This window comes from Aquirufa nivalisilvae, assembly GCF_004307455.1.
Taxonomy (GTDB): Bacteria; Bacteroidota; Bacteroidia; order Cytophagales; family Spirosomataceae; genus Aquirufa; species Aquirufa nivalisilvae.
Genome location: NZ_SEWX01000002.1, coordinates 308,466 through 335,194, shown reverse-complemented (window position 1 = coordinate 335,194; position 26,729 = coordinate 308,466). Strand labels below are relative to the sequence as shown.

Sequence of the window (26,729 nt, the reverse complement as noted above, 5' to 3'; positions counted from 1 at the left end):
TACATCTGTTAAAAATCTCCTCCTGCTCCTCCACCACCAAAATCGCCTCCACCAAAACCACCGAAGTCAAAACCGCCTCCTCCACCATTTCCACCAAAACCTCTTCCTGAGTTACCTCCACCCATAAAGATTGGTGGAAAAAACATGCCTCCACCAGTTGAACCTGGACCAGAACCCCCACCTCGATTCTTGATGGCACGAATGATCGTGATGATAATAAAGAATACTAAAATGATGAATACCAAAGGTATTCCATCTTGTTGCTCACCTTCTCCATCCGATTGAAAGGTCCCACTTGCCCGCTGCATCATTTCAGTCGTGGCGGCATCTATACCACCGAAATAATCTCCTTGTTTTAAGGCTGGTTTTAAAATTCGATTGATTATCCGTTTACAAATAGCATCAGGTAAAACTGATTCTAAACCTCTTCCTGTAACTATCCTAATCTTGCGGGTTTCCGAAGTGATCAACAGAACCAATCCATTGTTTTTATCCTTTTGGCCCACACCCCATGATTTTCCAATTTCCATGGCATAATCATACGGATCAGTATTACCGGTTGTAGGCACAATGACAATTTCCAATTGAGTGGATGTGCTATCCGCATAGCCCCTCAATTTCTGTTCTAAATTTTGTTTTTCTTCAGGGCTTAATTTATTGGACAAATCGACCACATAACCACTCGGCTTTTCAGGAATTCCTGATTGAGCCAAAAGTAAGGGCACAGACAGGCTTATGAAAGCCATGCTTAATATGAATAAGCGTATAATTTTAAGCCCCAAAGGACAACTCATCCGTGAGCTCATTGATATCGTCTTTTTGATAAGGAAAATACATGGTGAGCACTTCGCCAATCCGACGAACACCCCAAGCTAATCCTGCTCCTATTTCATTCTTGGCCAAATATGGCCTCATTTCATCTCGTATTGTTTCCCAAAATTCGGGGCTTACATGGGCATCAATCCCTTTGTCCCCAATAATGGCATATTTACGATCTTTAATGGCTAGATAAACCAAAACACCATTTTGCAAATCAGTTTGATTCATGCCTAATTGAAAAAAGAGCACCTTCGATCGCTCGATCGGGTGCCCTTCACAATGACTCTCTATATGCACACGAATTTCACCAGAAGTTCCTAATTCAGCTTCTTTAATGGCTTGTAAAATTTCAGCTTGTTGTTCCTGGCTAATGTGCATCTTTATTTCTTCTCGTCGAAATTAACTTCTGGAGCTTTATCAGAACCAGCTTCTGCTTCGAAATATCCTTTCTCCGTAAATCCAGAGAATGAAGCAATTAGGTTATTCGGAAAAGTAACCACTTTACTATTATAAGATTTAACCGATTCGTTGAAACGATCTCTCTCTTCTTTAATGCGGTTTTCTGTTCCTTCCAATTGAGCCTGCAATTCCGAAAAATTTTCTGTGGCTTTCAACTGAGGATAATTTTCTGCAACCACCATCAAACGAGATAATGCTCCACCCAAAGATGATTGAGCCGCTTGATATTTTTGCATATTTTCAGGACTTAAATCCTTGGCATCCAATTTCATTTGGGTAGCACTTGCACGTGCTTCAATCACCGCAGTTAACGTTGATTTCTCAAAATTGGCAACTCCTTGTACCGTTTTAACTAGGTTTGGAATCAAATCAGCACGACGCTGATAAGCCGATTGTACATTGGCCCAAGATCCTTTTACTTCTTGGTCACTAGTAGCCAATCCATTACGTACTCCGACTCCCCAAAAAATCACGAGAGCAATGACGCCCAAAGCAATCCAAAGTTTTCTGTTCATTGTTGATATTGTTTTAAAATTTTTGCTCTGCAAAGGTATACAAATTACTATCTGTCCTAAGCAAATTTCCATTAAAATGCTTTTTAAAGGATAAATGTTCCAATTCCCTGACAAATGTAAGATTCCTTATTTAAATGTCCTTCTGAGCTATAACAAAACGATCTTTCCCATGAAAATCTTGTTTCAATTCCACATTTTTCCAACGTTTCGTCGAAAAAAGAGCTTTTGTTTCTTTTCCGAGTGCTTGGTTAATTTCTAACATGATCCAACCACCCCCTCGAAGATGCTTGGATGCCATGCTTTCAAGCACCTGATAAAAAATTAGGGGATTAGCATCTGGGACAAAAAGCGCAAGTCCAGGTTCAAATGCAGTTACATGTTTTTCCATTTGTGCTGCTTCTTGAAACATCACATAAGGCGGATTGGACACTATGATATCCCAAGTTTCAGAATCGTTACGCGTAGACCATTGAAATACATCTTGTAGTTCGATGGTCACATGGGCATCAAGTGATTTTGCATTCTGTATTGCCTGTCTTTGGGCATCTGGAGAAATTTCCCAAGCAGAAACCTGGACTTGAGGTGCCTCCAACGCTATGGAAATCGCAATGCAACCAGAACCCGTACCTACATCCAATAGCCTACATGGCATATTTTCATGAGGTATTTTTCCCAAAACCAGTTCCACCAATTCCTCTGTCTCTGGCCTTGGAATCAAAGTATGTGGATTTAATCCAAAAATACGATCTCGAAACCAGCCTTTACCCAATACATATTGCAATGGTTCATGCTGTGCTAATCTAGCTAAGGAACTTTCCCAATTCGGGACTTCATCTACTTCTTTTCCCATCAAACAATCCATTCTTGAAGCACCTGTGCTCATCTCCACCATCAAATAGGCTATAGCATCTACTTCTTGAGGTGAATATAAGGATTGAATGGCTGACTGAACTTGACGAACTAAATCAGCGGCTAAAATGGGCATATACATGAATTATAGGCACAAATTACGTAATATTTTTTTTAGAAATGACCTCCAATACCCACTAGTATTTTTGCTATAATTGTATATATTTGAAATCCGTATGGAAAAAATTGAACTATTTCAATGCATTAACCTTGAATCCTTATAAATTAATTTGAATATGAACATTAACCGTAGAGAAGCTGTACAGCGTGTGGTCATGTTAATGGGTGGTGTTGTTTCTGCCCCTGCCATGGCTGGACTGCGTGGAGAAAAGTTAAACCATGGGGCATTTGTCAGTGTGACGGCTGATCAAGAGTCTTTATTAGCAGAAGTTGCCGATGTAATCATCCCAAACAGTGGTACTCCAGGCGCTAAAGCTACTGGTGTAGAAAAATTCATTGTTCGTGTGGTACGTGATTGCTATCCTAAAGAAGAACAAGAGCATTTTTATGCTGGTTTAGCGAAATTAGAAGCCAATTGTCAGGCCAAATCAGGCAAATCTTTTGCACAAGCTAGTGCCGTAGAAAAGAAAGAAGCACTTACTGGTATCATGCTGGAATCTGATTCGGAAAGAACTGCCAATAAAGGAAAAAAAGCTCCTACTCCTTTCTTTTTCATGATGAAAGAATTAACCACTACTGGTTATTTCACTTCTGAAATTGGTGCTACCAAGGCGTTGGAATACCTTCCAATCCCAGGTAAATTCGATGGCTGTATGCCATTAGCACCAGGACAAAAAACGTGGGCTCTTTAATTTTCATGTCAAGACTAGAATAACAATGAACTTAAATATAGATTCAATAAAAAATCAAACATACGATGCCATCATCGTAGGATCAGGAGTATCGGGTGGATTTGCTGCCAAAGAATTAACCGAGAAAGGTTTGCGCGTATTAGTCCTAGACCGCGGTCGTCAAATGGAGCACGTAACTGGTTATACCCCTAGCTACAAAGATCCTTGGGACTTTAAATACAATGGTTTATTAACCAACGAACAAAAGGCTACTCACCCAAAATTAGCGCGTGATTATCCCTACAATGAGATGACGGAAACCTATTGGTTCAATGATTCCGACTCCATGTACAAAGAAGAAAAACGTTTCGACTGGTTCCGTCCGAATATCGTAGGGGGAAAATCCATCATGTGGGGACGCCAAACCTATCGTTTAAGTGATATCGATTTTGAGGCCAACTTAAAAGATGGTATTGCTGTAGATTGGCCCATTCGTTACAAAGACATTGCTCCTTGGTATTCTTACGTAGAAAAACACGTCGGCATTTCGGGTGAAGCTTTGGGCCTACCTCAATTGCCCGATTCGGAATTTTTAAAACCGATGGACATGTATTGCGTAGAAAAAGAAGTAAGAAAACGTATTGAGAAAAACTTCCCAGGGCGTAACATGACGATAGGTCGTGTGGCTAACTTATCCGAAGCGAAACAAGCACAATTAGGTATTGGACGTAGTGCTTGCCAATACCGGAACAAGTGCCGTTTAGGTTGCCCTTATGGTGCCTACTTTAGTTCTCAATCTTGTACCTTGCCTCCTGCGGCTAAGACAGGTTTAATGACGCTTCGCCCAGATTCTTTGGTATCGGAGATTCTTTACGATGAGCAAAAACAAAAAGCTAAAGGTGTACGTGTGATTGATACAGTCACCAAAGATGTACGTGAATATTACGCCAAAATCATTTTTGTTTGTGGATCAACGGTAAGTACAACAGCCCTATTATTGAACTCTAAATCTCGCCGCTACCCGAACGGTTTCGGTAATGATTCAGGAGAATTAGGACACAACTTGATGGATCACCACTTCAAAATTGGTGCGAGTGGAGTTTGGGAAGGCGATGAAGATAAATACTACATCGGTCGTAGAGCTAATGGTATCTACATTCCTCGTTACCGTAACATTGGCAACGATAAGCGTGATTATTTACGTGGATTTGGATACCAAGGCAGTGGTTCTCGTCAAGGCTGGAATCGTGGTGTAGGTGATTTGAACTTCGGTATCGACTACAAAGAGTCGATGACTAAACCAGGTCCATGGATGATGGGCTTAAGTGGTTTTGGGGAGACTTTGCCATACCATGAAAACAAAATGTATTTAGATCCGACTACCAAAGATAAGTGGGGTTTACCAGTTGTGGTATTTGACGCAGAATTCAAGGAAAACGAAAAGAAAATGCGTAAAGACATTATGGAAGATGCCCGTGAAATGTTGGAAAGCGCTGGCTTGAAAAACGTAAGAGCATTTGATAATGGTTCTTATCCAGGTATGGCCATTCACGAAATGGGAACGGCACGTATGGGTCGTGATCCTAAGACTTCGGTATTGAATGCCAACAACCAAGTTCATGGAGTTAAAAATGTCTTTGTGACCGATGGTGCCTCAATGACTTCGGCATCTTGCGTAAATCCTTCCTTAACTTATATGGCATTAACAGCCCGTGCGGCCGATTTTGCCGTAAAAGAAATGAAGAAACATAATATATAAGTTGATTTTTTCAATGAAATGTGGGCCAAACCAGCCCACATTTTTTTTCTCAAGACCATGAAAAAAACCATCTTTTACCTCTTTTGCTGTTTAACAGGCAGCCTTTTTAGCATGAATGCACAGGAAAAAAGCTATCCGACCATTGGTAAGATTCATCGATTGGACTCTGCCTTGGACCAATTATTGGATGTTAATTCACCCATTGAAATTTTGGGAACTGGCTATACTTGGTCGGAAGGACCGGTATGGGTGAAAAAAGGGAAATATTTACTTTTCTCGGATGTCCCCGAAAATGTCATTCATAAATGGGCTCCAGGCAAAGAAGTGGAAGTGTTTTTAAAACCATCTGGCTATACGGGCACCGTTCCTTATTCGGAAGAGCCTGGTGCCAATGGATTGATTATCAACAAAAAAGGCAACTTGGTTTCATGTGAACATGGCGACAGAAGGCTTGCTGAAATGCCTTTGGACAATCCTGCCAAAAAGAAAACCTTGGCACATTTATTTGAAGGGAAAAAATTAAATAGTCCCAATGATTTGGTTCAACACAGCTCGGGGGATTATTACTTCACCGACCCTCCTTATGGATTACCGGGCAGAGGTAAGGACGAACCTGCTAAAGAATTACCCTTTCAAGGCGTGTATCGATTAAATAAAAAGGGTGAATTGAGCTTACAAGTGAAAGACATGACCCGTCCAAATGGATTGGCTTTTAGTCCGGATGAAAAAATCTTGTACGTAGGCCAATCAGATCCGAAAGGATTAATCTGGAAGGCATTCCCGGTCGATAAGGACGGAAACTTAGGCGAAGGTAAAATCTTCTTTGATGGAGCGGAATTAGCTAAAAAAGGTTGGCAAGGAGCACCTGATGGATTTAAAATTGACAAAGCAGGCAACTTATGGGCCACAGGACCAGGAGGCGTGTTAATCATTAGTCCAGCAGGTAAACTATTGGGGAGAATTGAGGCGGGCAGTGCTACAGCCAACGTTGCTTTTGGAGAAGATGGTTCTACCCTATTCATTACAGCAGATATGAATTTATTGAGAGTTAGAACGAAGACGAAAGGAATGGGGTGGTGAGGAAATTATAAATTATAAGTTATAGATGATAGATGGGGAAGGGGAATGGTAAATTGTGAATTGTAAATGGTGAATGGTCCTGCAGTTCCCGCTGTTCGACATGTTCCAAAGGGTCATGTCGAATGACAAATAAAATGGATTTGTAATCCACTTGTAGTAAGTAAATTTCCACTTTTCAACATGTTCCAAATGGTCATGTCGAATGACAAATAAAATGCATTTGTAATCCACTTGTAGTAAGTAAATTCCCACTTTTCAACATGTTCTGAATGGGCATGTCGAATGATAAATAAATGGGATTTGTAATCCGCATGTCGTAAATTTAACAAAGCCATATTATAAATAGTCCCAGCTTTTCTTCTCCATTCGTTTGACCTCATTATGAAAATCAAATTTTGCTCAAACATCTGTATTGGGATATTATTAATTTGCTTACCTCTTTCAGTATTTTCACAATCGACTGACTTGGTCATTCAAGACATCAAGTTTGAAAGTCAGGGCATCACCCTTGCAGGCTCAGTTTTGCTACCTAATAATCCATTTGCAGCCGTAGTCATTGTTCACGGTTCTGACCCTGTAAAAAGAGAAATGGAATTTGCAAAGCGACTTGCAAAAGCAGGTATTGCCGTATTAACATATGATAAACGAGGAGTTGGAGAATCTGGTGGTATATATGTAGGACCAACTGTTGGCACGAATAATATTGACACCACTAATCTTAATTTGTTATCTCACGATGCTAATTCAGCAGTCAATACGTTTCGAACCTATTTGAAAGGTAAAAAAATGCCCATTGGATTAGTTGGCTTCAGTCAAGCTGGATGGATAATTCCAATAGCTGCCAGCAAAAATCCCCATATAGCATTTATGGTTTTATTTAGTTGTCCTACCATTACCACGCTAGAACAGCTTCGATTTCAATTTTATACCAATGGAAACAATCACTTTTGGGAAAATCATACCGAAGAAGATGCTCGTGAACATACTAAAAATGACCCAGACAAGTATCAATTCGTAGCGACTGACCCTAAAACTTCTCTAAATAATCTTTCCATTCCTGGGCTTTGGCTTTTTGGCGAGAAAGACATCCAAATTCCTGTCAAGTTGTGTATGGAGCAATTAAATACATTTAAAGTTCAAGGCAAACCTTTTGAATACACCTTGTTTTCAAAATTAGGCCACAATACGGTATCTGATGACCGTGATAAGGCACCATTTGACATTTCAATTCAATGGATAAAACAGAAAACCTTAAATAGTAAGAAGTTTAAAGAATAAATCAACATCAAAGATTTTCGTTGTGTCCTACTAAAGTACAAACCGCTGTTAGACATGTTCTGCAGGGTCATATGGAACAACAAATGACTAGAGATTTGCAATCTCCATGTTAAATCATAGCGCCCAGTTTCTGATCATCCCTCCTATTTTCAATAAAAAAAATTCATAAATATATTTTATGAATTTCATATAAATATTAAATAAAAATTAATGGAATGTGTGTTTTTATTTTGTGTCGAAAAACATAAAACAAAAAAACATGAAACAAGTATTGATCCAAATCACACTATTGCTGACTACTGTTCAACTCTTCATTGCTTGTAATGCTAGTAATCAGAATAAAAATGTTGAAAAAGATTCATATTCTTCTTTGGCTTCGCATATTCCAACACATGTTTTGACAAAAGCTGAACAAGATGCATTAACACCTGATCAAGTTTTACAAGAATTCAAAGAAGGGAACGAACGATTTAACGCAGGAAACACCACGCGTCGGGAACATTCCGAAGCAATTAGAAAAGCGGCTACTGGCGGCCAATTCCCTAAAGCCATGGTGTTAAGCTGTTTGGATAGTCGGGTTCCCGTGGAAGATGTATTCGATCAAGGTATTGGAGATGTTTTTGTCGGTCGGGTTGCAGGTAATTTTGTCAATACCGACTTAGTAGGAAGTATGGAATTTGCCTGCAAAGTGGCTGGTGCAAAACTCATCATAGTTATGGGACATCAGCATTGTGGTGCAGTGAAAGGAGCTATAGATGACGTACAGCTCGGAAACATCACCGCCATGTTGTCCAACATCAAACCCGCTGTGGCTATGAGTCAAAGTTTTGCGGGAGAAAAAACTTCCAAAAATGAAGCTTTTGTGAAATTGGTTGCACAGAATAATGTGAGAAATGCCTTGGATCAAATTAGAAAAAGGAGTCCAATGCTTAAAGAGATGGAAGCAAAAGGGGAAATAAAAATGGTAGGAGCTTTTTATACCCTCCGAACAGGTAAATTAGAGTTTACTAACTAATTTAGGTATTTCCGTGGAAGAAAATGCCATTTGGTAAATACTTCATAAATAATGATACAGAAAAGGCTTGGGGGAATTCTCAAGTTTTTCTCTTAGTTGCCCTTTTGAATTATCAATTTATTGATAGTAAAATCCAACATTAGTATAATAAATTTGATATAAAGATGATTTTTACTCACAAATTAACGAATCATTCATACGTATACTTAAAATTATCATTACATTTGTTTGTATATACTAACATTATACAATTAAATTGATTATTAAGATGGAAAATACCAACACAAATTGGTCAATTAAAAGCGATCAATCTATCGTGGAATCCATTGGTGTTTATTTAAAACAAAGGCGACTGGATATCAATAAAACGCAGGCTCAATTAGCTCAAGAGGCTGGATTAAATCGCTGGACCGTAACCCAAATTGAAAAAGGGGAAGCCATTTCCTTAGTATCCTTGATTCAAATCATGCGGGCGCTGGACATATTGCATTTGTGGGACACCTTTTCAAGCAAAGAAAAAATCAGTCCATTGATATTGGCTAAACTAGCCAAAAAGAAGAAGCAAAGGGCACGCAGTCCCATAAATAAACAACTTCAAAGCGATTCATCATGGTAAATACAGCCATCATCAAGATATGGAATGAGGTCGTAGGTGCTGTGGCATGGAACGAAGAGGAAGGAATCGCGGATTTTGAATTTACCCCAAAATTCACTGAAAAAAACTGGGATTTATCTCCAATCAAAATGCCCATTGCAGCTAGCAAGGGCCGCATATTTTCCTTTCCTGAATTAAGAGCAAGCAAGACATTCAAAGGCTTACCTGGACTATTGGCAGATGTGTTGCCTGACGACTATGGAAATCAATTAATCAATAGCTGGCTTGCCCAACATGGGCGCGCAGAAAACAGCATGAATCCTGTTGAGCTATTATGTTTTATTGGATCCAGAGGAATGGGAGCTTTGGAATTTGAACCTAGTTCATACTCCCACATGAAAGGGGCTAATGACATTGAAATAGACAGTTTACTGAAAACTATACAGAAAATAGTCCATAAAAAAGAAGGCTTTGAAACCAATCTAAACCAAGATGAGGAAAAAGCCATGATGGATATTTTGAAAATTGGAACATCTGCTGGCGGAGCCAGACCTAAGGCCATCATCGCATATAATCCCAAAACCGGACAAGTGAAATCAGGACAAAGTATAGCTCCAGCGGGATTTGAGCATTGGTTAATTAAACTTGACACGGTAAGTGATGTGCAATTCGGCGAAAGTACAGGCTATGGTCGAATAGAAATGGCTTATTACTATTTAGCGAAAGCCTGTGGAATAGAGATGATGGAGTCTAGGTTAATGGAAGAGCATGGTAGAGCACATTTTATGACCAAAAGATTTGATCGAGGGGAAGGAAATCAAAAGCATCACATTCAAACATTTTGTGCGATGCAACATGCTGATTTCAACCAAATCACCAGCTTTAGTTATGAGCAACTCTTCCAAACCATGCGGCAACTTCGATTACCCTATCCAGCAGCGGAACAACTCTTTAGGCGGATGGTATTGAATGTATTGGCCAAAAATTGCGATGATCATACCAAAAACTTTGCCTTTCGATTACAAAAAGATCATAGCTGGGAATTGAGTCCTGCCTATGATGTTTGCTTTGCATACCGCCCTGATAGCCAATGGGTGAGCCAACATTCCTTAAGTGTCAATGGAAAAAGAGATGAAATAAAGAAACATGATTTGGAAATCGTGGCAAAATCCATGAACATTAAACATGCTACTGACATTATTGACCAAATCCATCAATTCGTGAAAAAGTGGAATGAGTTTGCAGAAATGACCCAAGTCAATCCGACCCAACGAGATAGCATCCGTGCCATGCTTGATCGGAATTAATTCAAAATGAATTCATAAATAGAAGGCTTGAGATAATTCTCAAGCCTTTTTTATGATTTAGAAACCAATTGCTCAATACGCAGATTATCAGTAATTAACATATTCATTTATACCTCTTCATTAAATTTGCGCATTAGTGTTCATACTCCCCATGATGCAAAAGCTTAATGAATATTACCATAAATATTCTAACTCTGCGATTGCAAAATGTTACCTAATTAGCTAACTTTGATGCAAGAAAAAACTTTTATTAGGGAGGTTTTCTATTACAAAAAATTTTATCTCGACTTCTTCTCAGAACTTAGACCAGAAGTTAAGAAAAAATTCAACTGGACATTACAATTAATTTCTACGGTAAATCGTGTCCCTGAAAAATATTTTAAACATGTAAGCGGTACAACGGGGCTATATGAAATACGAGTTGAATTTGGGTCTGATATTTTTAGAGTTTTCAGCTTCTTCGATAAAGGAAATCTAGTGATTTTAATCAATGGATTTCAAAAGAAAACTCAGAGAACTCCCAAAAAAGAAATAGAAATAGCTGAAAGACTTAAAAAAAATTATTTAGATGAAAAAGGAACATAAACATCTCACTTCATTTAAAAGTCACTTAGACCAACAATACGGTCAAAGAGGCACAATCATTCGTGAAGAATATGAAGAGGGATTTGAAGCTTTCAAACTTGGGGCCATGTTGCAAGATCTCCGTAAAGAACAAGGATTGACACAAGAACAATTGGCTCTTAAATGTGGTACGACCAAAACTTACATTTCTCGAATAGAAAATAATGCCAGTGACATCCGACTTTCCACCTTAATGAGAATCATCCATGAAGGACTTGGGGGACATTTGAAATTTAAAGTTGATATTTTACTGAAATAAGTAAAAGCTAAAGGACATGTTCCTCAGGGTCATATGAGATTTTCTATAACAAGAACTTGATTGAGCATTGATTACTTTGGTATTTCTTTTTTTTCATAAAAAGAAACAAAAAAACCAGCTGTTCGACATATGCTATTTAGAAAACAGATTCAAAGGATTTACAATCCCACTCAGGTTCAAATCATTATCAACAAACTCATATCCAACCCACAAAAAAAGCCTGAGATCTATCCCAGGCCTTTATCATCAATCTATTTCAACTACAATTTCTTAATCTTGATATTTCTAAACCATACTGGATTGCCATGGTCCTGCAATGAAATACGGCCTTTCATGTTCACACCAAAACCTGGCATGTTTTTGAATTTAGAACCAGCAATCATCTTTTTCCAGTTCTCATCGTCATAACGAGTTTCCACTACTTTCTCTCCATTTAAATATAACTGCAATAAACCGCGGTTATTCACAATACGTGCTGTATTCCACTCGCCAACTGGCTTAGCAGTCTCCTTCGATGAATGAATTAAATCGTATAAATCTCCTGCACGGTGATTAAAAATCTTTCCATCTGGGTGTCCGTCACTATCCAAAACCTGCATTTCTGGACCAGTATTATAAGAACTATGGTATTTTGGATCTTCCGTTACATTGAAAATAATACCGCTATTTCCTTTAGGTGAAATTTTCCAATCTACTGAAAAATCATAGTTTTCAAACTCCTGATCTGTGGTTAAATCCCCACCATCTTTTTTGGTCACATCAAATCCAATCTCTCCATCCGTTACAGACCATGAGGTCCCTATGGTTCCTGGTTTATTGTAAGCATGCCATCCTTTTAACGTAGTTCCGTCAAACAACAACTGATAACCTTCTTTCTTCTCCTTGCTAGTCAATGTATTAGCTTTCTGAGCCAAGGTAACAATCCCCATGGCCATCAAAGAGCAAGTTAAAATAAATTTCTTCATATTATCATTTAGATTTTGTGAACTGCAATACTATAAAAAGAATCTAAAATTTGTATCCCGAAAAGAAAAAATTACACAAAAAAGGTAAAAATCGAGGTTTCGTTCTTTCTTCGTAAATTGCACGTTCATTTAATCATGCTTCATGAAAACTAAAGTTGTCGCCAAACCTTCCATCAATATCATCACCCTAGGTTGTTCCAAAAACCTGGTCGACTCGGAAGTGCTATTTACCCAATTAAAAGGGAATGGTTTGGAAGTAACCCATGAAGCCAAAAAAGATAAGGCTAACATCGTTGTCATAAATACTTGCGGCTTTATTGATAATGCCAAACAAGAATCCATCGATACCATTCTACGCTATGCTGATGCCAAAGAAGCTGGCAAAATAGATAAGCTTTACGTAACGGGCTGCCTTTCCCATCGCTACAAAGATGACTTAGAAAGAGAAATCCCACTGGTGGATTCCTTCTTTGGAACCAATGAATTACCTCGCTTACTGAAAGCCTTAAAAGCAGATTATAAACACGAATTAGTGGGTGAACGCTTATTGACTACACCTGCGCATTATGCTTATTTGAAAATCGCTGAAGGTTGCGACCGCCCTTGCTCCTTTTGTGCCATCCCCTTGATGCGTGGTAACCACGTTTCTCGCCCGATGGATGAATTGGTGAAAGAGGCAAGTTCGCTTGCTAAGAAGGGCACCAAAGAACTCATCCTGATTGCCCAAGATTTGACCTTTTATGGTTTGGATTTCAAAGAAGCAGGAAGCCCAAGTGGTAGAAAATTAAAAGAATTATTAGAGCGTCTTTCCGATGTCAATGGCATTGAATGGATCCGTTTGCAATATGCTTACCCTGCAGGATTCCCAGTAGAAATTTTGCAGACCATGGCAGAAAGAGAGAACATTTGTAAATACTTGGATATGCCATTACAAAGTGGCTCAGACGCTGTTTTGAAGCGTATGCGCCGTGGTATCACCCGAGAAAAAACAGAGGCTTTGATTGAAACCATCCGTGGAACAGTGCCTAATATTGCTTTGAGAACTACACTGATTTCAGGTTATCCGGGTGAAACCGAAGAAGATTATGAAGAAACCTATTCCTTCGTAGAACGTATGCGTTTTGATCGTTTGGGGATTTTCAATTACAGTCATGAGGAAAACACCCACGCTTTCTCTGTTCAAGATGATGTACCCGAAGAAGTGAAGCAAGAGCGTTCGGACGACATCATGGCCTTGCAACAAGGCATTTCGGAAGAGCTAAACCAAGCTCGCGTAGGGAACACCTACAAAGTGATGGTCGACCGCAAAGAGAGTGGTTATTTTGTTGGTCGTACCGAATTTGATTCTCCTGAAGTCGATAATGAAGTATTAATTCCCGCAGAACAATATGCCCGTTTGGGAGATTTTGTTCAAGTCAAAATTGACCGTGCTGAAGAGTTTGATTTATACGGTACGATCGTTTCTTAATAACGAGGAATATCCGGATCTATGCGCCTAGACCAGGCGTCGATACCACCAGCTAGATTATACACATGTTTGAAGCTTGCTTGCTGCTGTAAGTAGACAATAACTTGAGCAGAGCGCATGCCATGGTGGCAAAGCACTAATCCTTTGGAGCCTTTGGGCAACATGGCTAGCTTAGATGGAATCTCATTCATAGGAATGTGGATGGCACCTTCGATCCGAGCAAAATCCCATTCATCTTCTTCACGTACATCTAAAAGATAGTCGATCTGACCAGCTTGCCATTGAGCAAAAGCCTCCTCTGGACTTAATTCCCTAACTTTCCCACTATCTTCCGTTTGAGGAAAAATCTTTTCTTCGGCCAATGGATCTCTTTCTAAAGCAAAAAAGTGGCTCCGCATTTCTTGTGCATCCCAGGTCATCAAGGCGCCTTGAGCGGGAGAAGGCATACCTGCCAAACAAAAAATAACTTCTTTGGCTTGCATGATGCCTAAAATACCTGGCAAAAAACCTAAAACACCCGCTTCATCACAGGTAGGTATTTCATTGGGCCCTGGTTCATTCGGAAAGAAACAACGGTAGGTTGGGCTCATTTTACCCGATGCCATCCGCATATTACACACACTTAAATGTCCTTCCCAGGTATGAATAGCTGCATAAATAAAAGGTTTTCCCGAGGCTACGCAGTGGTCATTAATTAAATAACGGGTCTTAAAATTATCGGTACAATCGATCACCAAATCCACCGACTGAATAAGATTTTCCGCATTTTCTTCTGTCAATTTTTGAGCAATCCCTTGAACTTGAATACTCGGATTTAAAGCCTGGAGATAAGCTTCGGCTTTTTGCGCCTTAAACTCCCCTAAATCAGCTTGTTGATAAATGACTTGTCGACCTAGATTGGATAGATCTACGGTATCTCCATCAATAATCGTGATGTTTCCAATACCGGCGGCTGCTAAATAAGGTAAAGCTCCGCTGGCTAATCCACCTGCACCTACTACCAATACCTTAGCCTGAGCTAAGCTTAGCTGCTGTTCTTCTCCCCAATCAGCCATTTTGAGCTGTTTTTGGTAGCGTATATAATCTTCAGATGAAAGCATGAGAAACAAAAAAAGCCTCTTTGAAAATCAAAGAGGCTCTAATTTCGTAAAAATTTTACAATCTATACAGATAAAGTTCCTTTACGTGCAGAAGCAATTAAAGTCTTTTCGAAACCATTCTTATTGATGGTACGAATCGCCTTAGCGCTTACTTTCATACGTACCCAAACACCTTCAGACTCTAAAAAGAATTTCTTTGTCTGTAAATTTGGGAAAAACTTACGCTTTGTCTTATTGTTAGCGTGAGAAACATTGTTTCCAACTCTTGTTCTTTTTCCAGTTAGTTGACAAACCTTTGCCATAATATTTGCTTTTTATTTGAGACTCGCTCTTGAATTATATTTGTTATCAAATCGGATGGCAAAAGTACTCATTATTTTATAAAATTGCAATCCTCTTTCTAAAATTTATAAAATATCTCTCCCATAATCATTCAATTGTTATCTTTGAGAATGGGTAAGCGTAAAACCTCCGAATCTCTTCCTAAGAAAATTATCTCCTCCATCATCTGGTTAGGAACTTTACCCTTGTGTTTATACACCTTATTGACCTATCTACTAAGTTATTCTTTAATCATTGACCATTGGTTGGCAGGATTCATCATGATGAGTATGCCCGTGGCTCAGATTCTCTGTTTCATTTCACTGATTTATTGGATATTTCAACGTGCCAAAAGGGCTTTATTACCCCTTACTGTATTGATTTTAGGCTACAGTTTCATCCAGCGTAGCATTGCCATCCATAACCCCAAAGAAAGCCTAGAGAAGCCCATAAAAGTATTGAATTACAATGTGTATGGTATGTATTCCAATGCCTATGAAAGCAACGAAGCCAATGTGGAAAAATTAAAAAAATTCATGCTGGACTATGAAGCGGACATCAAATGTTTTCAGGAATTCTATTCTAATGCTGACCGTCCAGCCTATAAAAGTATCAGCATGATGAAGCAACAATATCCGCATTATGCCATACAACCCCTAAAAAAAGAGATTTTTGATTCTAGAGAAAAGATGGGTCTAGCCATTTTCTCCAAGTATCCTATCATACATCAAGAAGGAGAACAGTTTAAAAATTCTGCCAACGGATTTCTATTTGTGGATTTAGTAAAGGATAAAGATACCATTCGTGTCATCAACTTACAGCTTTGGTCCATGGGAATTCGCGTAGGAAAAGTTACAGGGAAAATCAGAGATCAAGATTATGAAGATGCCAAGAAAGAAGGACGAGGCATTATAGCTTCCTTGAAAAAAGGCTTCATTCGTCACAAAGAAGAAATCAGCCAAATCAATCGAATCATTCAGCAAAGCCCCTACCCTGTCTTGGTGATGGGTGATTTAAACGAAACTCCATATGGCTGGGCCTATGGTACTCTCCGGGAAAGAATGGACAATGCCTTCGAGAGTGCAGGGCGAGGATTTGGATTTACCTTGAATCGGAGTCCGTATATGGTCAGGATCGACAACCAATTTTTCTCGAAAGAATTTGAAATTTTACAATTTACAACCTTGCGAAAAATCACCTATTCTGATCATTTCCCTATTGTAGCGAGCTACGTGATTAAGAAAAACTAGAATAGTTTTTTTAAGGTGATTTCTTTTAAATGCACTTCAGTACCTCTTTTGATCAAAAACATCACCTTATCTCCAGCTTTGGTTTGCAGAAGTCGATTCAACTCGTCCAACCTGTATTCGGTAGCTTTACGATTATTCACCATCCAGATTTCATCCCCAGCCCTAAAATCCACATCATCTGCCGGTGAACCATCTTGTACTGATTCCACTTTAAAGCGTCTAAATTCTGGAGCAATAGCCACCAAAGTAAGCCCTGAAAGCCCTTCTTCAAAAGGTCGATTCAATCGAGAAGCAATAGGTTTAAATACCACATAGTTATCCAGGTAATGAAAGGTTAATTTGAATCTTCGCAAAAACTCTCCCCCAATACTTCCTGATACAGGAGAAATCCCCTTCATTTGTTTAACCTGATACGATAAAGAATCAGGGAAAGAACTGACTACTTCATTCCATTTCCAAGGACCTAGTCCCACTTGTTTAATTCTGCCCAAATGCCCTAAAATCACACCATTTAATCCTTTTCCAAGTTGGAATTGGTATTTCGACAAATGAAATTTGGTCGTATCTCCTGTTTGTCCTTCGATGGAAAAAGCATGACCTGCACCTGAGTCCAACAAAAGCAAATCGGAAGTGGTGCTTCGTTTATTGGTCAAATTGACTCCTTGGATATAGGGCTTATTATCCAAAATCGTAATAGGAAACTTAAGACCTTTATTGGGGCGATACTTATAATTATTGGGATAACGTAGTTCTATTTTTCGATTTAAATAATCGATGGTCACAACTAAATTATTGAATAAATCAGCCCCGATAATCCCATGGATTTTAGTTCCAACAAAGCTGGATAAATCCAGCACGTCCGAATCCAAAAAAATAATGCTTTGTCGGTTGGCTTGCGCCTCTCCAATGCTCATTCGGACATCAATGACAATATTAGCCGTAATAGACTCCCCCATTCCCACTCCATTCACTCGAATTTTGCGAACGGATTTAAGGTTCAATTTTTTGGCGATTTCGGGATCCGATAAAATTGTGGTTCCTACTCCCGTATCTAAAATAAACTTGAGCGTGTCTGAACCATTGATGACCATGGGAATAATCACCAAATTAGAATACAAATCAAAAGGTATATAAACGGTCTTTTTGGTTTTCTTCCAATGAAAATTAATATACTCTTCCTTCACTGCTTTGGGCTTTTGAGCATAAAGAGCGGTAGAAATTAGTAATAGAACACACAGCTTAATGAAAATCAGTTTTTTCATTCATTTCGTGGTAAGCCTTGCAAGAAGCTAAATATATTTATTTTTGTTCAATTATGTCAAAAAATAAGACAACAAATCAACTTTGGAAAGTACTAGGTACTGGCTTTGGGGTGGCAGTCACCTTGGGGGGCACGGTGGGCACAGGTATACTTCGCAAGCCTGGTCCTATTGCTGATCAATTGGTCAATCCATATTTAATTGTCGGATTATGGATTTTGGTGGCTGCTTATGCGCTTTTAGGTATCAGTACTGTATTAGAACTTAGTTTGTCTATTCCCAAAGCTGGGGCATGGTATGGATATGCCGAAAGGGCTTTTGGCAGATACATTGGTTTTTTAGTGGGGATTAGTTCTTGGTTAGGGACAATAACAGCCTTGGCATTTGGTTCTTATACATTCAGTGAATATGTGGGCATTTTATTCCCCTATTTTGAACATCAGGAAAATTATGTTGCGGTAGGGACATTAGCGCTACTTTGGTTTTTCCATCAATTGGGGGTGGTTATGGCTGGTAAATCCCAGGAATGGCTCTCAGGAATCAAAGCTTTAGCATTACTTGGATTTATAATCCTATGCTTTGCATTTGGTTCAGGTGGCATGTGGCATGAACCCAGTGCAAGCCCTAGAGGACTTCCTCTTTGGTCGGGTATCATGACGGCTTTACTGTCAATTTTTTATGCTTTTGATGGTTGGCATACAGCTGCTTATTTCACGGAAGAAAATGCAGACCCCGTTAAAAGTATGCCCAAGTCCATGTACATCGGGGTTATTTCAGTGGCTTTGATTTACTTATTCATTAACATCTCCATTTTATATGTCCTTCCCTTAGAAGATGTACGTCATTCTAAATTAGCAGCAGCAGATGCCATCACTTGGCTTTTTGGAGCCAGTACTGGCAAATGGATTACAGCCTTTTTAGCAATTAGCATATTTGGCATATTAAATACACAAGTGATGTTTGCTCCTCGAGTGCTCTATTCGATGAGTCGGGATGGCTTATTTTGGAAAAAAGCAAGTGAAGTAAATAGCGTAGGTAGCCCAAGTTTTGCGACACATTTAACGGTGGGAATGTCCTGTTTGCTCTTATTGATGGGAAAAAATTTAAACGAACGCTTGTCGGATATCGCTACCTTTTTCTTCGTAGCAAGTTATATTTCTGGCTTTTCTTCTTTGATAAAATTACGTCAAGCCGAACCCCAATTACATCGACCTTATCAGGCTTGGGCATACCCATATGTCCCTAGCTTATTATTATTCATTTCCGTACTATTTTTAATGGGGACATTGATTCAAAACCCCACTAGTGGAATTTATGTACTCCTTTTCATTGCGGGTACCTATATTTTATTTCGGAATTTATTTCAATCCAATAAATCAGATTTTTAGTGCCAAAATATGGGAATTTATAGACTCGATTCCATTTCATTCATGACTTAACCGATTGATTTTCATAAGTTTTATACCAGATTTCTATGAATTGTTTATATTTAGTTAAACTTTAAACATAATTTTCTAGAAAAAGATCTATTAAGCTGTTGTTCAATCCATTTATACGCCTAAAACTATGTCAGATTTGTCGAAATCAATTTCTGAAAGTGATCATGAAGAAAAAGAATCTGTTGTTGACCTAAAAAAGAGTAAACTTAAAAGAAAGCTTCTTCAACATCTTTACACGCATGGTAGCTTTACTATAGCTCAATTGTCCAAACACTTACACACGAGTGTTCCGTCTGTAACCAGTTTAATTGAAGAATTAATCAAAGAAAAATGGCTAGTAGAAATAGGTCCTGCTGAAGTTCAGCTTGGCCGAAAACCTGCTTTATATCGACTCAATCCCCACGAAAGGTATGTTTTGGCGATTGATATGAATACCTATGCGAGTAAAGCTTATATACTAAACTTACAAAACGAGGTGATCTTTAGTCAAAAAATCGCCGTTGTCATCGAAAATAAACCCATTACAGAATCCTTAACCAAGGAAATACTAAAGGTTCTTCAATCTGCTTCTTGTCAAATTACAGACCTTGAAGCCATCAGTATTTCTATGCCCGGCCTTATCAATCCTAAAACGGGCATTAATTATACCTATCCCAATCTTTGCAAGGAGGGTAAAAGCCTACCTAATGAACTTGAAAAGTTACTAAATGTTAACACGTATGTTAATCATGACACGAAAGCAATCACCTTAGGGGAACATTATTTTGGCCTTGCCCAAAATATCGAACATGCAATCACGGTTAACATGGATTGGAATGGCGTGGGCTTTGGATTATTGGTGAATGGTCAAGTGGTACTGGGTGAATCTGGATTTGCCGGAGAGTTAGCTCACATACAAGTGAGACCACAGGGTGAATTATGCTATTGTGGTAAAGTTGGATGCTTAGACACCGTTACTAAAGCTTCCTATTTAGTTAAGAGAATCAAAGAACTTATTCAAGAAGGCCATGTTTCATTATTAGCTAATGAGAATTTCGAAAAAATAGACATTGAAATGGTCATTGATGCGGCCAACCGCGGTGATGAATTAGCCATTGATTTATTACAGGACATGGGGCATGAAATGGGAAAGGTGCTTGCCATCGCAGTTCATTTGTTAAATCCCAAAACCATCATTATCCATGGTGTATTGGCCAATGCCGGTAAGTTTATTAGCAATCCAATCGAACAAGCTATCTACAAATATTGCCTTGCCGATTATAAAGAAAGTCTACACGTAGAAATTTCTCAACTGGGTGAAATGGCCAAAATATTGGGATTACAGGCCTATGCAATCCATATGATTCTATCTGAAAACAATGATTAAATAAATATCAGGTTTAACCAAAAAAGGACGACTATCTTTTAGTTCAAGACATTTAAAAACTCCAAAATTTGTTTTTTATTGACACTCACTGATTGATTGGCCAAATTGGTCATAATAGTAAACAAATACAGCTTACCTTGAGCGTTTTGGTAATAGCCCGACAAGTTATACGTATTACCAAAGGATCCCGATTTAGCCCAAGCATGGGATTGAGGATTAGTCAATTTCATCGATTTTAAGGTCCCTGATTTACCCAATTCTGGTAAAAGAGACTTCCATTCTGATTCATTTAATTTTTCCTGCAAATGCTGTAAAATGAGGATCAAATCTTTCGGACGAAATAAATTGTACCGAGAAAGACCTGAACCATCTACCCATTTCACATGCTTTAAAAACTCAAATCCTGGCTCCTGTACCAATTTACTGATGATTTGGCTCGTTGGGCCATTCCATCCTCTTTGAGCTGCCATCAAATAAATCAATTGCTCCCCAATCATATTATCGCTGTTATGAAGCAAAGGGACTAACAAACTATCTAATTGGGCAGCATAAACCAATTTCGATTGATGTGGATTGCGTTGGATAGCTCGGTAATAAACAGGTTTATGCAAGGTATCAGACAACAATCTTGCAGTAAGCTCAGGTGAAGTTAGGTATGGAATGGTGATACTTTTGGGAGAAGTTTTGGCTTCTGGGGCAGGAAGATGAAATTGATTACTCAATCGATCCCGTGAAGCATCTTTGTCCAATGTGATACTTACACTAGATTGAAAACGCAAGGGATGAACTTTCCACGCATTCCCCAGATTCGTAAAATGTGCTAAATTCTCATAAAGTGGCAAAGATGAAATTTCAGCCGCATAATAATCTTGATAATCATCCCATGCCCAACCCGCACCTTGCGGAAGTGCTAATTTGGCGCCATCTGCATAGACCAAACTTTTGTTAGAAGCTTGTAAAAAATTCAACAAAGACCTATTCCTTAATTTGGCATGTAAGGTCGACGGATCACCCGTTCCCCAAAAATACAAGCTATCGCCTTGTTCCTGATAGGCAAAAGCAGGCACAGAATCCGGCAAAATCGTTTTGGCTAAGAGTAATGTCAATAATTTGGCATTAGAAGCAGGCATAAAATACTGATCCGCCTGTTGGGAAAATACTACCTTACCCGACTGTTCTTGAATGAGAATACCTGTATGTAATTGATGGAGTCCTGAATGTACAAAAGCCTTTTTCATCTTGACCGATTGACAAGAACTTAAAAACAAGCAAGCAAGGAAAAACAATAAGTAAGCGGGGTATTTACGGTTCATTCTATATAGATACGACTATTGAAATTGGAAAAGCGTAAAGAAAATTACGTATTTTTAAGCTCATTCTATTCAACATGTTAATCGCATTTGTACTTTTTTATCTGGCATTGAACTTGGCAGTGGGCTGGTGGGCGAGTAAAAAAGTACATACTACCCAAGATTTTGTCTTGGCCGGTAGAAACCTTCCCTTTGCATTAGCTACCATGGTCACCTTTGCTACTTGGTTTGGATCTGAGACCATATTAGGTGCGCCTAGGGAATTCGTACATGGGGGAGTTTTATCGATCATTGAAGAGCCTTTTGGTGCAGCCTTGGGTTTGGTTATTGTGGGAACAATTTATGCCCGAAAATTATACCCACTAAAAGTGTTGACTTTTAGTGATTATTTCCGACAAAGGTTTGGCCATTTCTCTGAAAAGCTTTCTGCCATCGTGATGGTTCCTTCCTATTTTGGTTGGATATCGGCGCAGCTAGTGGCTTTGGGATTGACCTTGCATTTGCTTTTACCTATCAGTACGGAATGGGGAATCGTATTCGGTGCACTCTTAGTCATGACCTATACATTGCTGGGAGGCATGTGGTCTATTTCTATTACTGACTTTCTACATAACATCATCCTCATCATTGGATTGGCATTTTTGGCTTTTCTACTATATCAAAAAACACCCGATGTAGGTGCCATTATTGAGCGTCAAAATGATAATTTCTTCCAATTCACTCCTCAAAAACAAGATGCCACTTCTTGGCTTACTTATCTAGCCGCTTGGATTACCATCGGTTTAGGGTCTATTCCTCAGCAGGATATATTCCAACGAGTGATGTCAGCCAAATCAGCTCATGTAGCAGGGATAGCTAGTTTTTCTGCAGGAATCATGTATTTAAGTGTCGCTATGCTCCCTTTACTGATTGCCTTTTTGGGGGTGAGTTTATACCCGAGTCTATTGTCGGACGACATGCTTTTAATTCCCCATTTGGTTATGAAATTCACGCCAACGGGAGTACAAATTTTATTTCTGGGAGCATTGCTTTCAGCTTTATTAAGTACCACCAGTGGAGCTATTTTGGCCCCCGCTTCCGTATTAGGAGAAAATTTAATCAAACCGATGATGAAGCATCCTTCCGACAGAAAGGTCTTACAAATCATAAGACTATCTGTCGTATTGGTTACTTTCTCTTGTATTTACATGGCCGTCAAAAGGCAAAATATTTTTGAATTAGTAGGAGAATCTTCTGCATTTGGTTTGGTTTCCCTTTTCATCCCGCTCAATGCAGGATTATGGTGGAAAAAAGCCAGTTCAATGGGTAGCCACCTGAGTATGATCTTGGGACTAGGAGTTTGGGGGTATTTTCAGTTTATAGCTCCCTCTGAAATTCCTTCCATTTGGCCAGGTCTAGCAGCGAGTTTGTTTGGATTACTCCTTGGAACTTATGTATGGCCTAATCCACCCAAGGCTGCTGAATAGCCCCTACATATTCCCCTTTCTTTTGCAAGAAAATCAAATCTTGTAAAGCCACCCCAACGTTCGGGTATAAATGAAGACTTGCTAGCTGGGAGATAGGAATCCAACATATTTCTTGAGCCGTTGTTTCATGAGCTTGCAATATGGGAATTCCAGAAACAATACTCCCTTCAAATAATATGTGTAAGGCACTTTTTTTATCTTCTTTACCTGGTATTTCTCCCATTAAAAGCAGCTTACCAACTTCTACTTCTACGGCTAATTCTTCTCGACACTCTCTAATAATGGTTTCTGGGAAAATTTCTCCTGGATCTGGATTTCCACCTGGAAAATTATACACCATTCCTGAGCCAAATTGGTATCGCATTAATAATACATGATCATTTTCTATGATCACTATGGCTGGTCTACATCGCATACGTTTAAATCAATTAGATAGGGTTCATCTGCTTAAATATAGCCATTTTTTTCAAAGCTCCCGAAAGAATTTTACCTTTGGTATACTAAAAAAAGAATATGAAGCTTGCAGACGTTTGCCGGAGTATGGAAGAGTGGGCCCCTTTGGCTTGGCAAGAATCCTATGATAATGCAGGATTATTGGTAGGAGACCCTACTATGGAGGTAAAAGGCGTATTAATAAGCCTAGATTGTACCGAAGAGGTGGTCGAAGAAGCCATCCAAAAAGGCTGTAATGTGATTATATCCCACCACCCCATTGTGTTCAAAGGTTTAAAATCTTTGACAGGTAAAAATTATGTGGAAAGGACTGTCATTAAAGCCATTCAACATTCAGTAGCACTTTATGCATCTCATACCAATTTAGATCATGCTCCAAAGGGGGTTTCGTATCATTTAGCTCAAAAATTAGGCTTGGCTGGCAAGGTCCTTTTACCAGCTGAAAATGCACTAAAACAAATCAGCTATTATGTTCCAGTAGAAAATCAGGAATCTGTACGCGAGGCTCTTCACGCTGCGGGTGCTGGAAATATTGGAGAATATTCGGCTTGTAGTTTTGCCTCGGAAGGTATAGGAAGATTTACCCCATCGAATGAGGCAAATCCGGTAATAGGCCAACGAAGCATAGCAACTGAAGTGAAAGAAGTGAAAGTGGATATGATTTTCCCAACTCATCTAGAATCTACAATACTACATGCATTGAAAAAAGCACATCCATATGAAGAGGTGGCATATTTTATTCATTCCTTATCCAACCGCTGGAATGAAGTGGGTGCAGGATTTATAGGTGAATTAGACAAGGCTATGTCGGGTGAGGACTTTATTCAATGGGTAAAGAAATCGTTGGATTTAACGGCTATAAGGCATACCCCATTATTGAGTAAGAAAATCAAAAAAGTTGCACTTTGCGGGGGAGCTGGCAGCTTTTTGATTGCTGAGGCGAAACGACAAGGTGCCGATGCATTCTTGACGGGTGATTTAAAATATCATGAGTTCTTTGATGGGGAAAATAGCTGCATACTTTGTGATATAGGGCATTATGAATCCGAAGTTATGATAAAGGATGCCATCCATACTTATTTATCAAATATTTTTAGTAATTTTGCCGTTCTGAAAAGCGAGACCTTGACCAATCCGGTCAGGTATGCATAAGAATTAAGAGAGTTAGACACTTTCAAACGTAACAATAATAATGGCTACAGCTACCGAAACTACGATTGCCCAAAAGTTAGAAGCATTATTAAAGCTTCAGACCATTGATTCAGCCTTAGATAATATCAAGAAAGTTAGAGGTGATTTACCCGAAGAAGTACGTGATTTAGAGGATGAGATCATGGGTTTAGAGACTCGTTTGTCTAAATTCCAACAAGAAATCGCGTCTTTTGAAGAGCAAATTTCTAACTACAAAAATTCTAAAAAGGATTCTGACAAGTTAATTGTGAAGTACAAAGAGCAACAAATGAACGTGCGTAACAACCGTGAATTTGAAGCTATTTCGAAAGAAATTGAACTTCAAGGATTAGAAATGGAGATCGCTGATAAGCGTATCAAAGAAATTGATTTCAAAGTTTTGAACAAAAATGACGAAATCGCTTCTGTTGAATCTACTTTGTTTGAACGCAAAAAAGATTTAGAGCAAAAGCAAAAAGAATTAGAAGTGATCATCAACGAAAGTGAAGAAGATGAGCAAAAGGCGATGAAAGATCGTGAGAAAGCTTTGAAACTAGTTGACCCACGTTTATTTAAGTCTTACGAGAAATTACGCGATAACGCTCGCAACGGTTTAGCCGTGGTGATGGTGAAGCGTGGTGCTTGTGGTGGATGTTTTAGTTCTGTACCTCCACAAAGACAAACCGACATCAAAGACAAAAAGAAAATCATCGTGTGTGAACACTGTGGTCGTGTTTTTGCCGGAGTGGAAGATGTTATTCCTCCTCCAGAGAAAGAAAAGAAAAGCCGTAGCAAGGCAGCGGCTGCCGCACCTGCTGCTCCAGCTCCAGCTGCTGAATAAATAAAAAAGTCTCCCGAAAATTTCGGGAGACTTTTTTTATGATGATTGAATTGGGATTACTTCTGCAGCATGCCCAACAAAGAAGTCAATTTATCTTTTAGGTCTTTACGATCTACGATGAAATCCAAGAATCCGTGCTCTAATACAAAATCAGCACTTTGGAAACCCTTCGGCAAATCCTTACCAATAGTCTCACGAATCACACGCGGTCCCGCAAAACCAATTAATGCTCCTGGTTCTGCAATATTAAAGTCACCTAGCATAGCGAAGGATGCTGTTACACCACCTGTAGTAGGATCGGTCAACAAAGAGATATAAGGAATCTTCGCTTCATCTAGCAATGCCAAACGAGCCGAAGTTTTGGCCATTTGCATTAAAGAAAAACCAGCTTCCATCATACGAGCACCACCTGAACGTGAAATCATCAAGAAAGGCTGCTTGTGTTCCAAAGAATAATCAATGGCTCTAGCTATCTTCTCCCCTACAACAGAACCCATTGATCCTCCAATAAAACTAAAATCCATAGCCGCTACAGTGATAGGCATGCCATTCATCTCTCCATAAGCAGAACGAACAGCATCTTTTAAACCCGTCTTTAACTCAGTAGCTTTTACTCGATCAGGATAATTCTTCGTATCCACAAAATTCAATGGATCACCTGAACTCATTAGAGCATCTAATTCGGTATAACGGGTTTGATCAAATAGTAATTCAAAGTAATCTTGAGAACCTATTTTCTCGTGGTAATTGCAATTGGAACAAGTATAAGCAAATAAACGATGTTCTCTTGTATGGATGGCCTTCTTACAGGAAGGACATTGATACCATAAACCATCTGGAGCTTCTCTTTTGAATTCGGTAGGAGTTTGAATTCCCTTATCTTTTCTGGTAAACCAAGACATATTTTCTTT

The 26,729-nt window shown here is 39.0% G+C and carries 28 protein-coding genes; 16 read left to right on the top strand and 12 right to left on the bottom strand.

The annotated features are described in order from the left end of the window. Positions 1 to 8 precede the first annotated feature (8 nt). The 4 genes from EWU22_RS13540 to prmC form a co-directional block, all read right to left on the bottom strand. On the bottom strand, positions 9 to 746 hold the full coding sequence (locus tag EWU22_RS13540) for a TPM domain-containing protein (RefSeq protein ID WP_262708114.1): 738 nt from the start codon (positions 744 to 746) through the stop codon (positions 9 to 11). A gap of 25 nt (positions 747 to 771) precedes the next feature. Beyond that, a complete protein-coding gene (locus tag EWU22_RS04830; protein WP_109322225.1) occupies positions 772 to 1,197 on the bottom strand; it encodes a TPM domain-containing protein in 426 nt (141 codons plus the stop codon). 2 nt (positions 1,198 to 1,199) lie between these two features. After that, positions 1,200 to 1,793 (bottom strand): LemA family protein, encoded by a 594-nt coding sequence (locus tag EWU22_RS04825; protein ID WP_130924631.1) that lies wholly within the window; start codon positions 1,791 to 1,793, stop codon positions 1,200 to 1,202. A 130-nt stretch (positions 1,794 to 1,923) separates the two neighbouring features. Further along, positions 1,924 to 2,778 carry a peptide chain release factor N(5)-glutamine methyltransferase gene (gene prmC / locus EWU22_RS04820; RefSeq protein ID WP_161566794.1) on the bottom strand — a complete coding sequence of 285 codons (855 nt, stop codon included), beginning with the start codon at positions 2,776 to 2,778 and terminating at the stop codon, positions 1,924 to 1,926. Between the two features lie 166 nt (positions 2,779 to 2,944). Here prmC and EWU22_RS04815 point away from each other — a divergent pair, with 166 nt between their 5' ends. The 3 genes from EWU22_RS04815 to EWU22_RS04805 are packed head-to-tail and all read left to right on the top strand — an operon-like array spanning position 2,945 to position 6,332. Continuing rightward, the gene (locus EWU22_RS04815; protein ID WP_130924690.1) at positions 2,945 to 3,514 is read left to right on the top strand and encodes a gluconate 2-dehydrogenase subunit 3 family protein; all 570 of its coding nucleotides are present in this window, start codon (positions 2,945 to 2,947) and stop codon (positions 3,512 to 3,514) included. 25 nt (positions 3,515 to 3,539) lie between these two features. Beyond that, complete coding sequence (locus EWU22_RS04810; RefSeq protein WP_109322222.1) at positions 3,540 to 5,252, top strand: GMC oxidoreductase; 1,713 nt, start codon at positions 3,540 to 3,542, stop codon at positions 5,250 to 5,252. A gap of 57 nt (positions 5,253 to 5,309) precedes the next feature. After that, entirely contained in the window at positions 5,310 to 6,332 is a 1,023-nt protein-coding gene (locus tag EWU22_RS04805) for an SMP-30/gluconolactonase/LRE family protein (protein ID WP_130924629.1), read from the top strand. 113 nt (positions 6,333 to 6,445) lie between these two features. On the opposite strand, the gene EWU22_RS04800 is transcribed toward EWU22_RS04805, so the two are convergent. Beyond that, positions 6,446 to 6,667: a hypothetical protein gene (locus EWU22_RS04800; protein ID WP_231962725.1), complete on the bottom strand. Its 222-nt coding sequence runs from the start codon at positions 6,665 to 6,667 to the stop codon at positions 6,446 to 6,448. A 46-nt stretch (positions 6,668 to 6,713) separates the two neighbouring features. Here EWU22_RS04800 and EWU22_RS04795 point away from each other — a divergent pair, with 46 nt between their 5' ends. From EWU22_RS04795 to EWU22_RS04770, 6 genes are all read left to right on the top strand, one after another. Next, on the top strand, positions 6,714 to 7,610 hold the full coding sequence (locus EWU22_RS04795) for an alpha/beta hydrolase family protein (RefSeq protein WP_130924627.1): 897 nt from the start codon (positions 6,714 to 6,716) through the stop codon (positions 7,608 to 7,610). A 259-nt stretch (positions 7,611 to 7,869) separates the two neighbouring features. Then, on the top strand, positions 7,870 to 8,625 hold the full coding sequence (locus tag EWU22_RS04790; RefSeq protein WP_130924626.1) for a carbonic anhydrase family protein: 756 nt from the start codon (positions 7,870 to 7,872) through the stop codon (positions 8,623 to 8,625). A gap of 268 nt (positions 8,626 to 8,893) precedes the next feature. After that, on the top strand, positions 8,894 to 9,241 hold the full coding sequence (locus EWU22_RS04785) for a helix-turn-helix transcriptional regulator (protein WP_130924625.1): 348 nt from the start codon (positions 8,894 to 8,896) through the stop codon (positions 9,239 to 9,241). Then, on the top strand, positions 9,235 to 10,527 hold the full coding sequence (locus EWU22_RS04780; protein ID WP_130924624.1) for a type II toxin-antitoxin system HipA family toxin: 1,293 nt from the start codon (positions 9,235 to 9,237) through the stop codon (positions 10,525 to 10,527). Before EWU22_RS04785 ends, EWU22_RS04780 begins: the two co-directional genes overlap by 7 nt. A 231-nt stretch (positions 10,528 to 10,758) precedes the next feature. Continuing rightward, entirely contained in the window at positions 10,759 to 11,112 is a 354-nt protein-coding gene (locus EWU22_RS04775) for a type II toxin-antitoxin system RelE/ParE family toxin (RefSeq protein WP_130924689.1), read from the top strand. Further along, on the top strand, positions 11,096 to 11,410 hold the full coding sequence (locus EWU22_RS04770; protein WP_130924623.1) for a helix-turn-helix domain-containing protein: 315 nt from the start codon (positions 11,096 to 11,098) through the stop codon (positions 11,408 to 11,410). The genes EWU22_RS04775 and EWU22_RS04770 overlap by 17 nt, the downstream gene beginning before the upstream one ends. Positions 11,411 to 11,670: 260 nt before the next feature. On the opposite strand, the gene EWU22_RS04765 is transcribed toward EWU22_RS04770, so the two are convergent. Next, entirely contained in the window at positions 11,671 to 12,375 is a 705-nt protein-coding gene (locus EWU22_RS04765; RefSeq protein WP_130924622.1) for a 3-keto-disaccharide hydrolase, read from the bottom strand. A 142-nt stretch (positions 12,376 to 12,517) separates the two neighbouring features. Between EWU22_RS04765 and rimO the strand changes: the two genes are divergently transcribed. Further along, entirely contained in the window at positions 12,518 to 13,843 is a 1,326-nt protein-coding gene (gene rimO, locus EWU22_RS04760; RefSeq protein ID WP_130924621.1) for a 30S ribosomal protein S12 methylthiotransferase RimO, read from the top strand. Here the strand turns inward: rimO and EWU22_RS04755 are convergent. Together EWU22_RS04755 and rpmB are read right to left on the bottom strand one after the other, a co-directional pair. After that, positions 13,840 to 14,943 carry a HesA/MoeB/ThiF family protein gene (locus tag EWU22_RS04755; protein ID WP_130924620.1) on the bottom strand — a complete coding sequence of 368 codons (1,104 nt, stop codon included), beginning with the start codon at positions 14,941 to 14,943 and terminating at the stop codon, positions 13,840 to 13,842. The genes rimO and EWU22_RS04755 overlap by 4 nt on opposite strands. Positions 14,944 to 15,005: 62 nt before the next feature. Continuing rightward, entirely contained in the window at positions 15,006 to 15,245 is a 240-nt protein-coding gene (rpmB, locus tag EWU22_RS04750; protein WP_109322213.1) for a 50S ribosomal protein L28, read from the bottom strand. Positions 15,246 to 15,395: 150 nt separating this feature from the next. Here rpmB and EWU22_RS04745 point away from each other — a divergent pair, with 150 nt between their 5' ends. Further along, a complete protein-coding gene (locus EWU22_RS04745) occupies positions 15,396 to 16,514 on the top strand; it encodes an endonuclease/exonuclease/phosphatase family protein (protein ID WP_109322212.1) in 1,119 nt (372 codons plus the stop codon). On the opposite strand, the gene EWU22_RS04740 is transcribed toward EWU22_RS04745, so the two are convergent. Further along, on the bottom strand, positions 16,511 to 17,776 hold the full coding sequence (locus EWU22_RS04740) for an aspartyl protease family protein (RefSeq protein WP_130924619.1): 1,266 nt from the start codon (positions 17,774 to 17,776) through the stop codon (positions 16,511 to 16,513). The two genes, EWU22_RS04745 and EWU22_RS04740, sit on opposite strands and share 4 nt — an antisense overlap. Before the next feature lie 53 nt (positions 17,777 to 17,829). On the opposite strand from EWU22_RS04740, the gene EWU22_RS04735 reads away from it, so the two are divergent. Beyond that, positions 17,830 to 19,161 (top strand): APC family permease, encoded by a 1,332-nt coding sequence (locus EWU22_RS04735; protein ID WP_130924618.1) that lies wholly within the window; start codon positions 17,830 to 17,832, stop codon positions 19,159 to 19,161. A 178-nt stretch (positions 19,162 to 19,339) separates the two neighbouring features. Then, positions 19,340 to 20,578 carry an ROK family transcriptional regulator gene (locus EWU22_RS04730; protein ID WP_130924617.1) on the top strand — a complete coding sequence of 413 codons (1,239 nt, stop codon included), beginning with the start codon at positions 19,340 to 19,342 and terminating at the stop codon, positions 20,576 to 20,578. Positions 20,579 to 20,616: 38 nt separating this feature from the next. Here the strand turns inward: EWU22_RS04730 and EWU22_RS04725 are convergent, their stop codons facing one another. Continuing rightward, the gene (locus EWU22_RS04725) at positions 20,617 to 21,891 is read right to left on the bottom strand and encodes a D-alanyl-D-alanine carboxypeptidase (protein WP_130924616.1); all 1,275 of its coding nucleotides are present in this window, start codon (positions 21,889 to 21,891) and stop codon (positions 20,617 to 20,619) included. Positions 21,892 to 21,965: 74 nt separating this feature from the next. Between EWU22_RS04725 and EWU22_RS04720 the strand changes: the two genes are divergently transcribed. Then, positions 21,966 to 23,354, top strand: coding sequence for a sodium:solute symporter family protein (locus EWU22_RS04720; RefSeq protein ID WP_130924615.1), 1,389 nt, complete (start codon positions 21,966 to 21,968; stop codon positions 23,352 to 23,354). Here the strand turns inward: EWU22_RS04720 and EWU22_RS04715 are convergent. Further along, on the bottom strand, positions 23,329 to 23,769 hold the full coding sequence (locus EWU22_RS04715; protein WP_130924614.1) for an NUDIX domain-containing protein: 441 nt from the start codon (positions 23,767 to 23,769) through the stop codon (positions 23,329 to 23,331). The two genes, EWU22_RS04720 and EWU22_RS04715, sit on opposite strands and share 26 nt — an antisense overlap. 98 nt (positions 23,770 to 23,867) lie before the next feature. On the opposite strand from EWU22_RS04715, the gene EWU22_RS04710 reads away from it, so the two are divergent. Continuing rightward, a complete protein-coding gene (locus tag EWU22_RS04710) occupies positions 23,868 to 24,959 on the top strand; it encodes a Nif3-like dinuclear metal center hexameric protein (RefSeq protein WP_130924613.1) in 1,092 nt (363 codons plus the stop codon). 40 nt (positions 24,960 to 24,999) lie between these two features. Further along, positions 25,000 to 25,818, top strand: a complete 819-nt coding sequence (locus EWU22_RS04705) for a zinc ribbon domain-containing protein (RefSeq protein ID WP_130924612.1) — start codon at positions 25,000 to 25,002, stop codon at positions 25,816 to 25,818. A gap of 56 nt (positions 25,819 to 25,874) precedes the next feature. On the opposite strand, the gene accD is transcribed toward EWU22_RS04705, so the two are convergent. Then, positions 25,875 to 26,720: an acetyl-CoA carboxylase, carboxyltransferase subunit beta gene (gene accD / locus EWU22_RS04700; protein ID WP_109322203.1), complete on the bottom strand. Its 846-nt coding sequence runs from the start codon at positions 26,718 to 26,720 to the stop codon at positions 25,875 to 25,877. Between the last annotated feature and the right edge of the window lie 9 nt (positions 26,721 to 26,729).

What these genes read in the sequence shown, in the direction of transcription:
- EWU22_RS04735 (WP_130924618.1), top strand. Translation starts at nt 17,830, where the DNA reads ATGTCAAAAAATAAGACAACAAATCAACTTTGGAAAGTACTAGGTACT.
- EWU22_RS04770 (WP_130924623.1), top strand. Translation starts at nt 11,096, where the DNA reads ATGAAAAAGGAACATAAACATCTCACTTCATTTAAAAGTCACTTAGAC.
- EWU22_RS04790 (WP_130924626.1), top strand. Translation starts at nt 7,870, where the DNA reads ATGAAACAAGTATTGATCCAAATCACACTATTGCTGACTACTGTTCAA.
- EWU22_RS04730 (WP_130924617.1), top strand. Translation starts at nt 19,340, where the DNA reads ATGTCAGATTTGTCGAAATCAATTTCTGAAAGTGATCATGAAGAAAAA.
- EWU22_RS04740 (WP_130924619.1), bottom strand. Translation starts at nt 17,776, where the DNA reads ATGAAAAAACTGATTTTCATTAAGCTGTGTGTTCTATTACTAATTTCT.
- EWU22_RS04765 (WP_130924622.1), bottom strand. Translation starts at nt 12,375, where the DNA reads ATGAAGAAATTTATTTTAACTTGCTCTTTGATGGCCATGGGGATTGTT.
- EWU22_RS04810 (WP_109322222.1), top strand. Translation starts at nt 3,540, where the DNA reads ATGAACTTAAATATAGATTCAATAAAAAATCAAACATACGATGCCATC.
- EWU22_RS04705 (WP_130924612.1), top strand. Translation starts at nt 25,000, where the DNA reads ATGGCTACAGCTACCGAAACTACGATTGCCCAAAAGTTAGAAGCATTA.
- EWU22_RS04780 (WP_130924624.1), top strand. Translation starts at nt 9,235, where the DNA reads ATGGTAAATACAGCCATCATCAAGATATGGAATGAGGTCGTAGGTGCT.
- EWU22_RS04715 (WP_130924614.1), bottom strand. Translation starts at nt 23,769, where the DNA reads ATGCGATGTAGACCAGCCATAGTGATCATAGAAAATGATCATGTATTA.
- EWU22_RS04795 (WP_130924627.1), top strand. Translation starts at nt 6,714, where the DNA reads ATGAAAATCAAATTTTGCTCAAACATCTGTATTGGGATATTATTAATT.
- EWU22_RS04745 (WP_109322212.1), top strand. Translation starts at nt 15,396, where the DNA reads ATGGGTAAGCGTAAAACCTCCGAATCTCTTCCTAAGAAAATTATCTCC.
- EWU22_RS04775 (WP_130924689.1), top strand. Translation starts at nt 10,759, where the DNA reads ATGCAAGAAAAAACTTTTATTAGGGAGGTTTTCTATTACAAAAAATTT.
- EWU22_RS04720 (WP_130924615.1), top strand. Translation starts at nt 21,966, where the DNA reads ATGTTAATCGCATTTGTACTTTTTTATCTGGCATTGAACTTGGCAGTG.
- rpmB (WP_109322213.1), bottom strand. Translation starts at nt 15,245, where the DNA reads ATGGCAAAGGTTTGTCAACTAACTGGAAAAAGAACAAGAGTTGGAAAC.
- EWU22_RS04825 (WP_130924631.1), bottom strand. Translation starts at nt 1,793, where the DNA reads ATGAACAGAAAACTTTGGATTGCTTTGGGCGTCATTGCTCTCGTGATT.
- EWU22_RS04725 (WP_130924616.1), bottom strand. Translation starts at nt 21,891, where the DNA reads ATGAACCGTAAATACCCCGCTTACTTATTGTTTTTCCTTGCTTGCTTG.
- EWU22_RS04805 (WP_130924629.1), top strand. Translation starts at nt 5,310, where the DNA reads ATGAAAAAAACCATCTTTTACCTCTTTTGCTGTTTAACAGGCAGCCTT.
- EWU22_RS04710 (WP_130924613.1), top strand. Translation starts at nt 23,868, where the DNA reads ATGAAGCTTGCAGACGTTTGCCGGAGTATGGAAGAGTGGGCCCCTTTG.
- EWU22_RS04830 (WP_109322225.1), bottom strand. Translation starts at nt 1,197, where the DNA reads ATGCACATTAGCCAGGAACAACAAGCTGAAATTTTACAAGCCATTAAA.
- rimO (WP_130924621.1), top strand. Translation starts at nt 12,518, where the DNA reads ATGAAAACTAAAGTTGTCGCCAAACCTTCCATCAATATCATCACCCTA.
- prmC (WP_161566794.1), bottom strand. Translation starts at nt 2,778, where the DNA reads ATGCCCATTTTAGCCGCTGATTTAGTTCGTCAAGTTCAGTCAGCCATT.
- EWU22_RS04800 (WP_231962725.1), bottom strand. Translation starts at nt 6,667, where the DNA reads ATGGCTTTGTTAAATTTACGACATGCGGATTACAAATCCCATTTATTT.
- accD (WP_109322203.1), bottom strand. Translation starts at nt 26,720, where the DNA reads ATGTCTTGGTTTACCAGAAAAGATAAGGGAATTCAAACTCCTACCGAA.
- EWU22_RS13540 (WP_262708114.1), bottom strand. Translation starts at nt 746, where the DNA reads ATGGCTTTCATAAGCCTGTCTGTGCCCTTACTTTTGGCTCAATCAGGA.
- EWU22_RS04755 (WP_130924620.1), bottom strand. Translation starts at nt 14,943, where the DNA reads ATGCTTTCATCTGAAGATTATATACGCTACCAAAAACAGCTCAAAATG.
- EWU22_RS04785 (WP_130924625.1), top strand. Translation starts at nt 8,894, where the DNA reads ATGGAAAATACCAACACAAATTGGTCAATTAAAAGCGATCAATCTATC.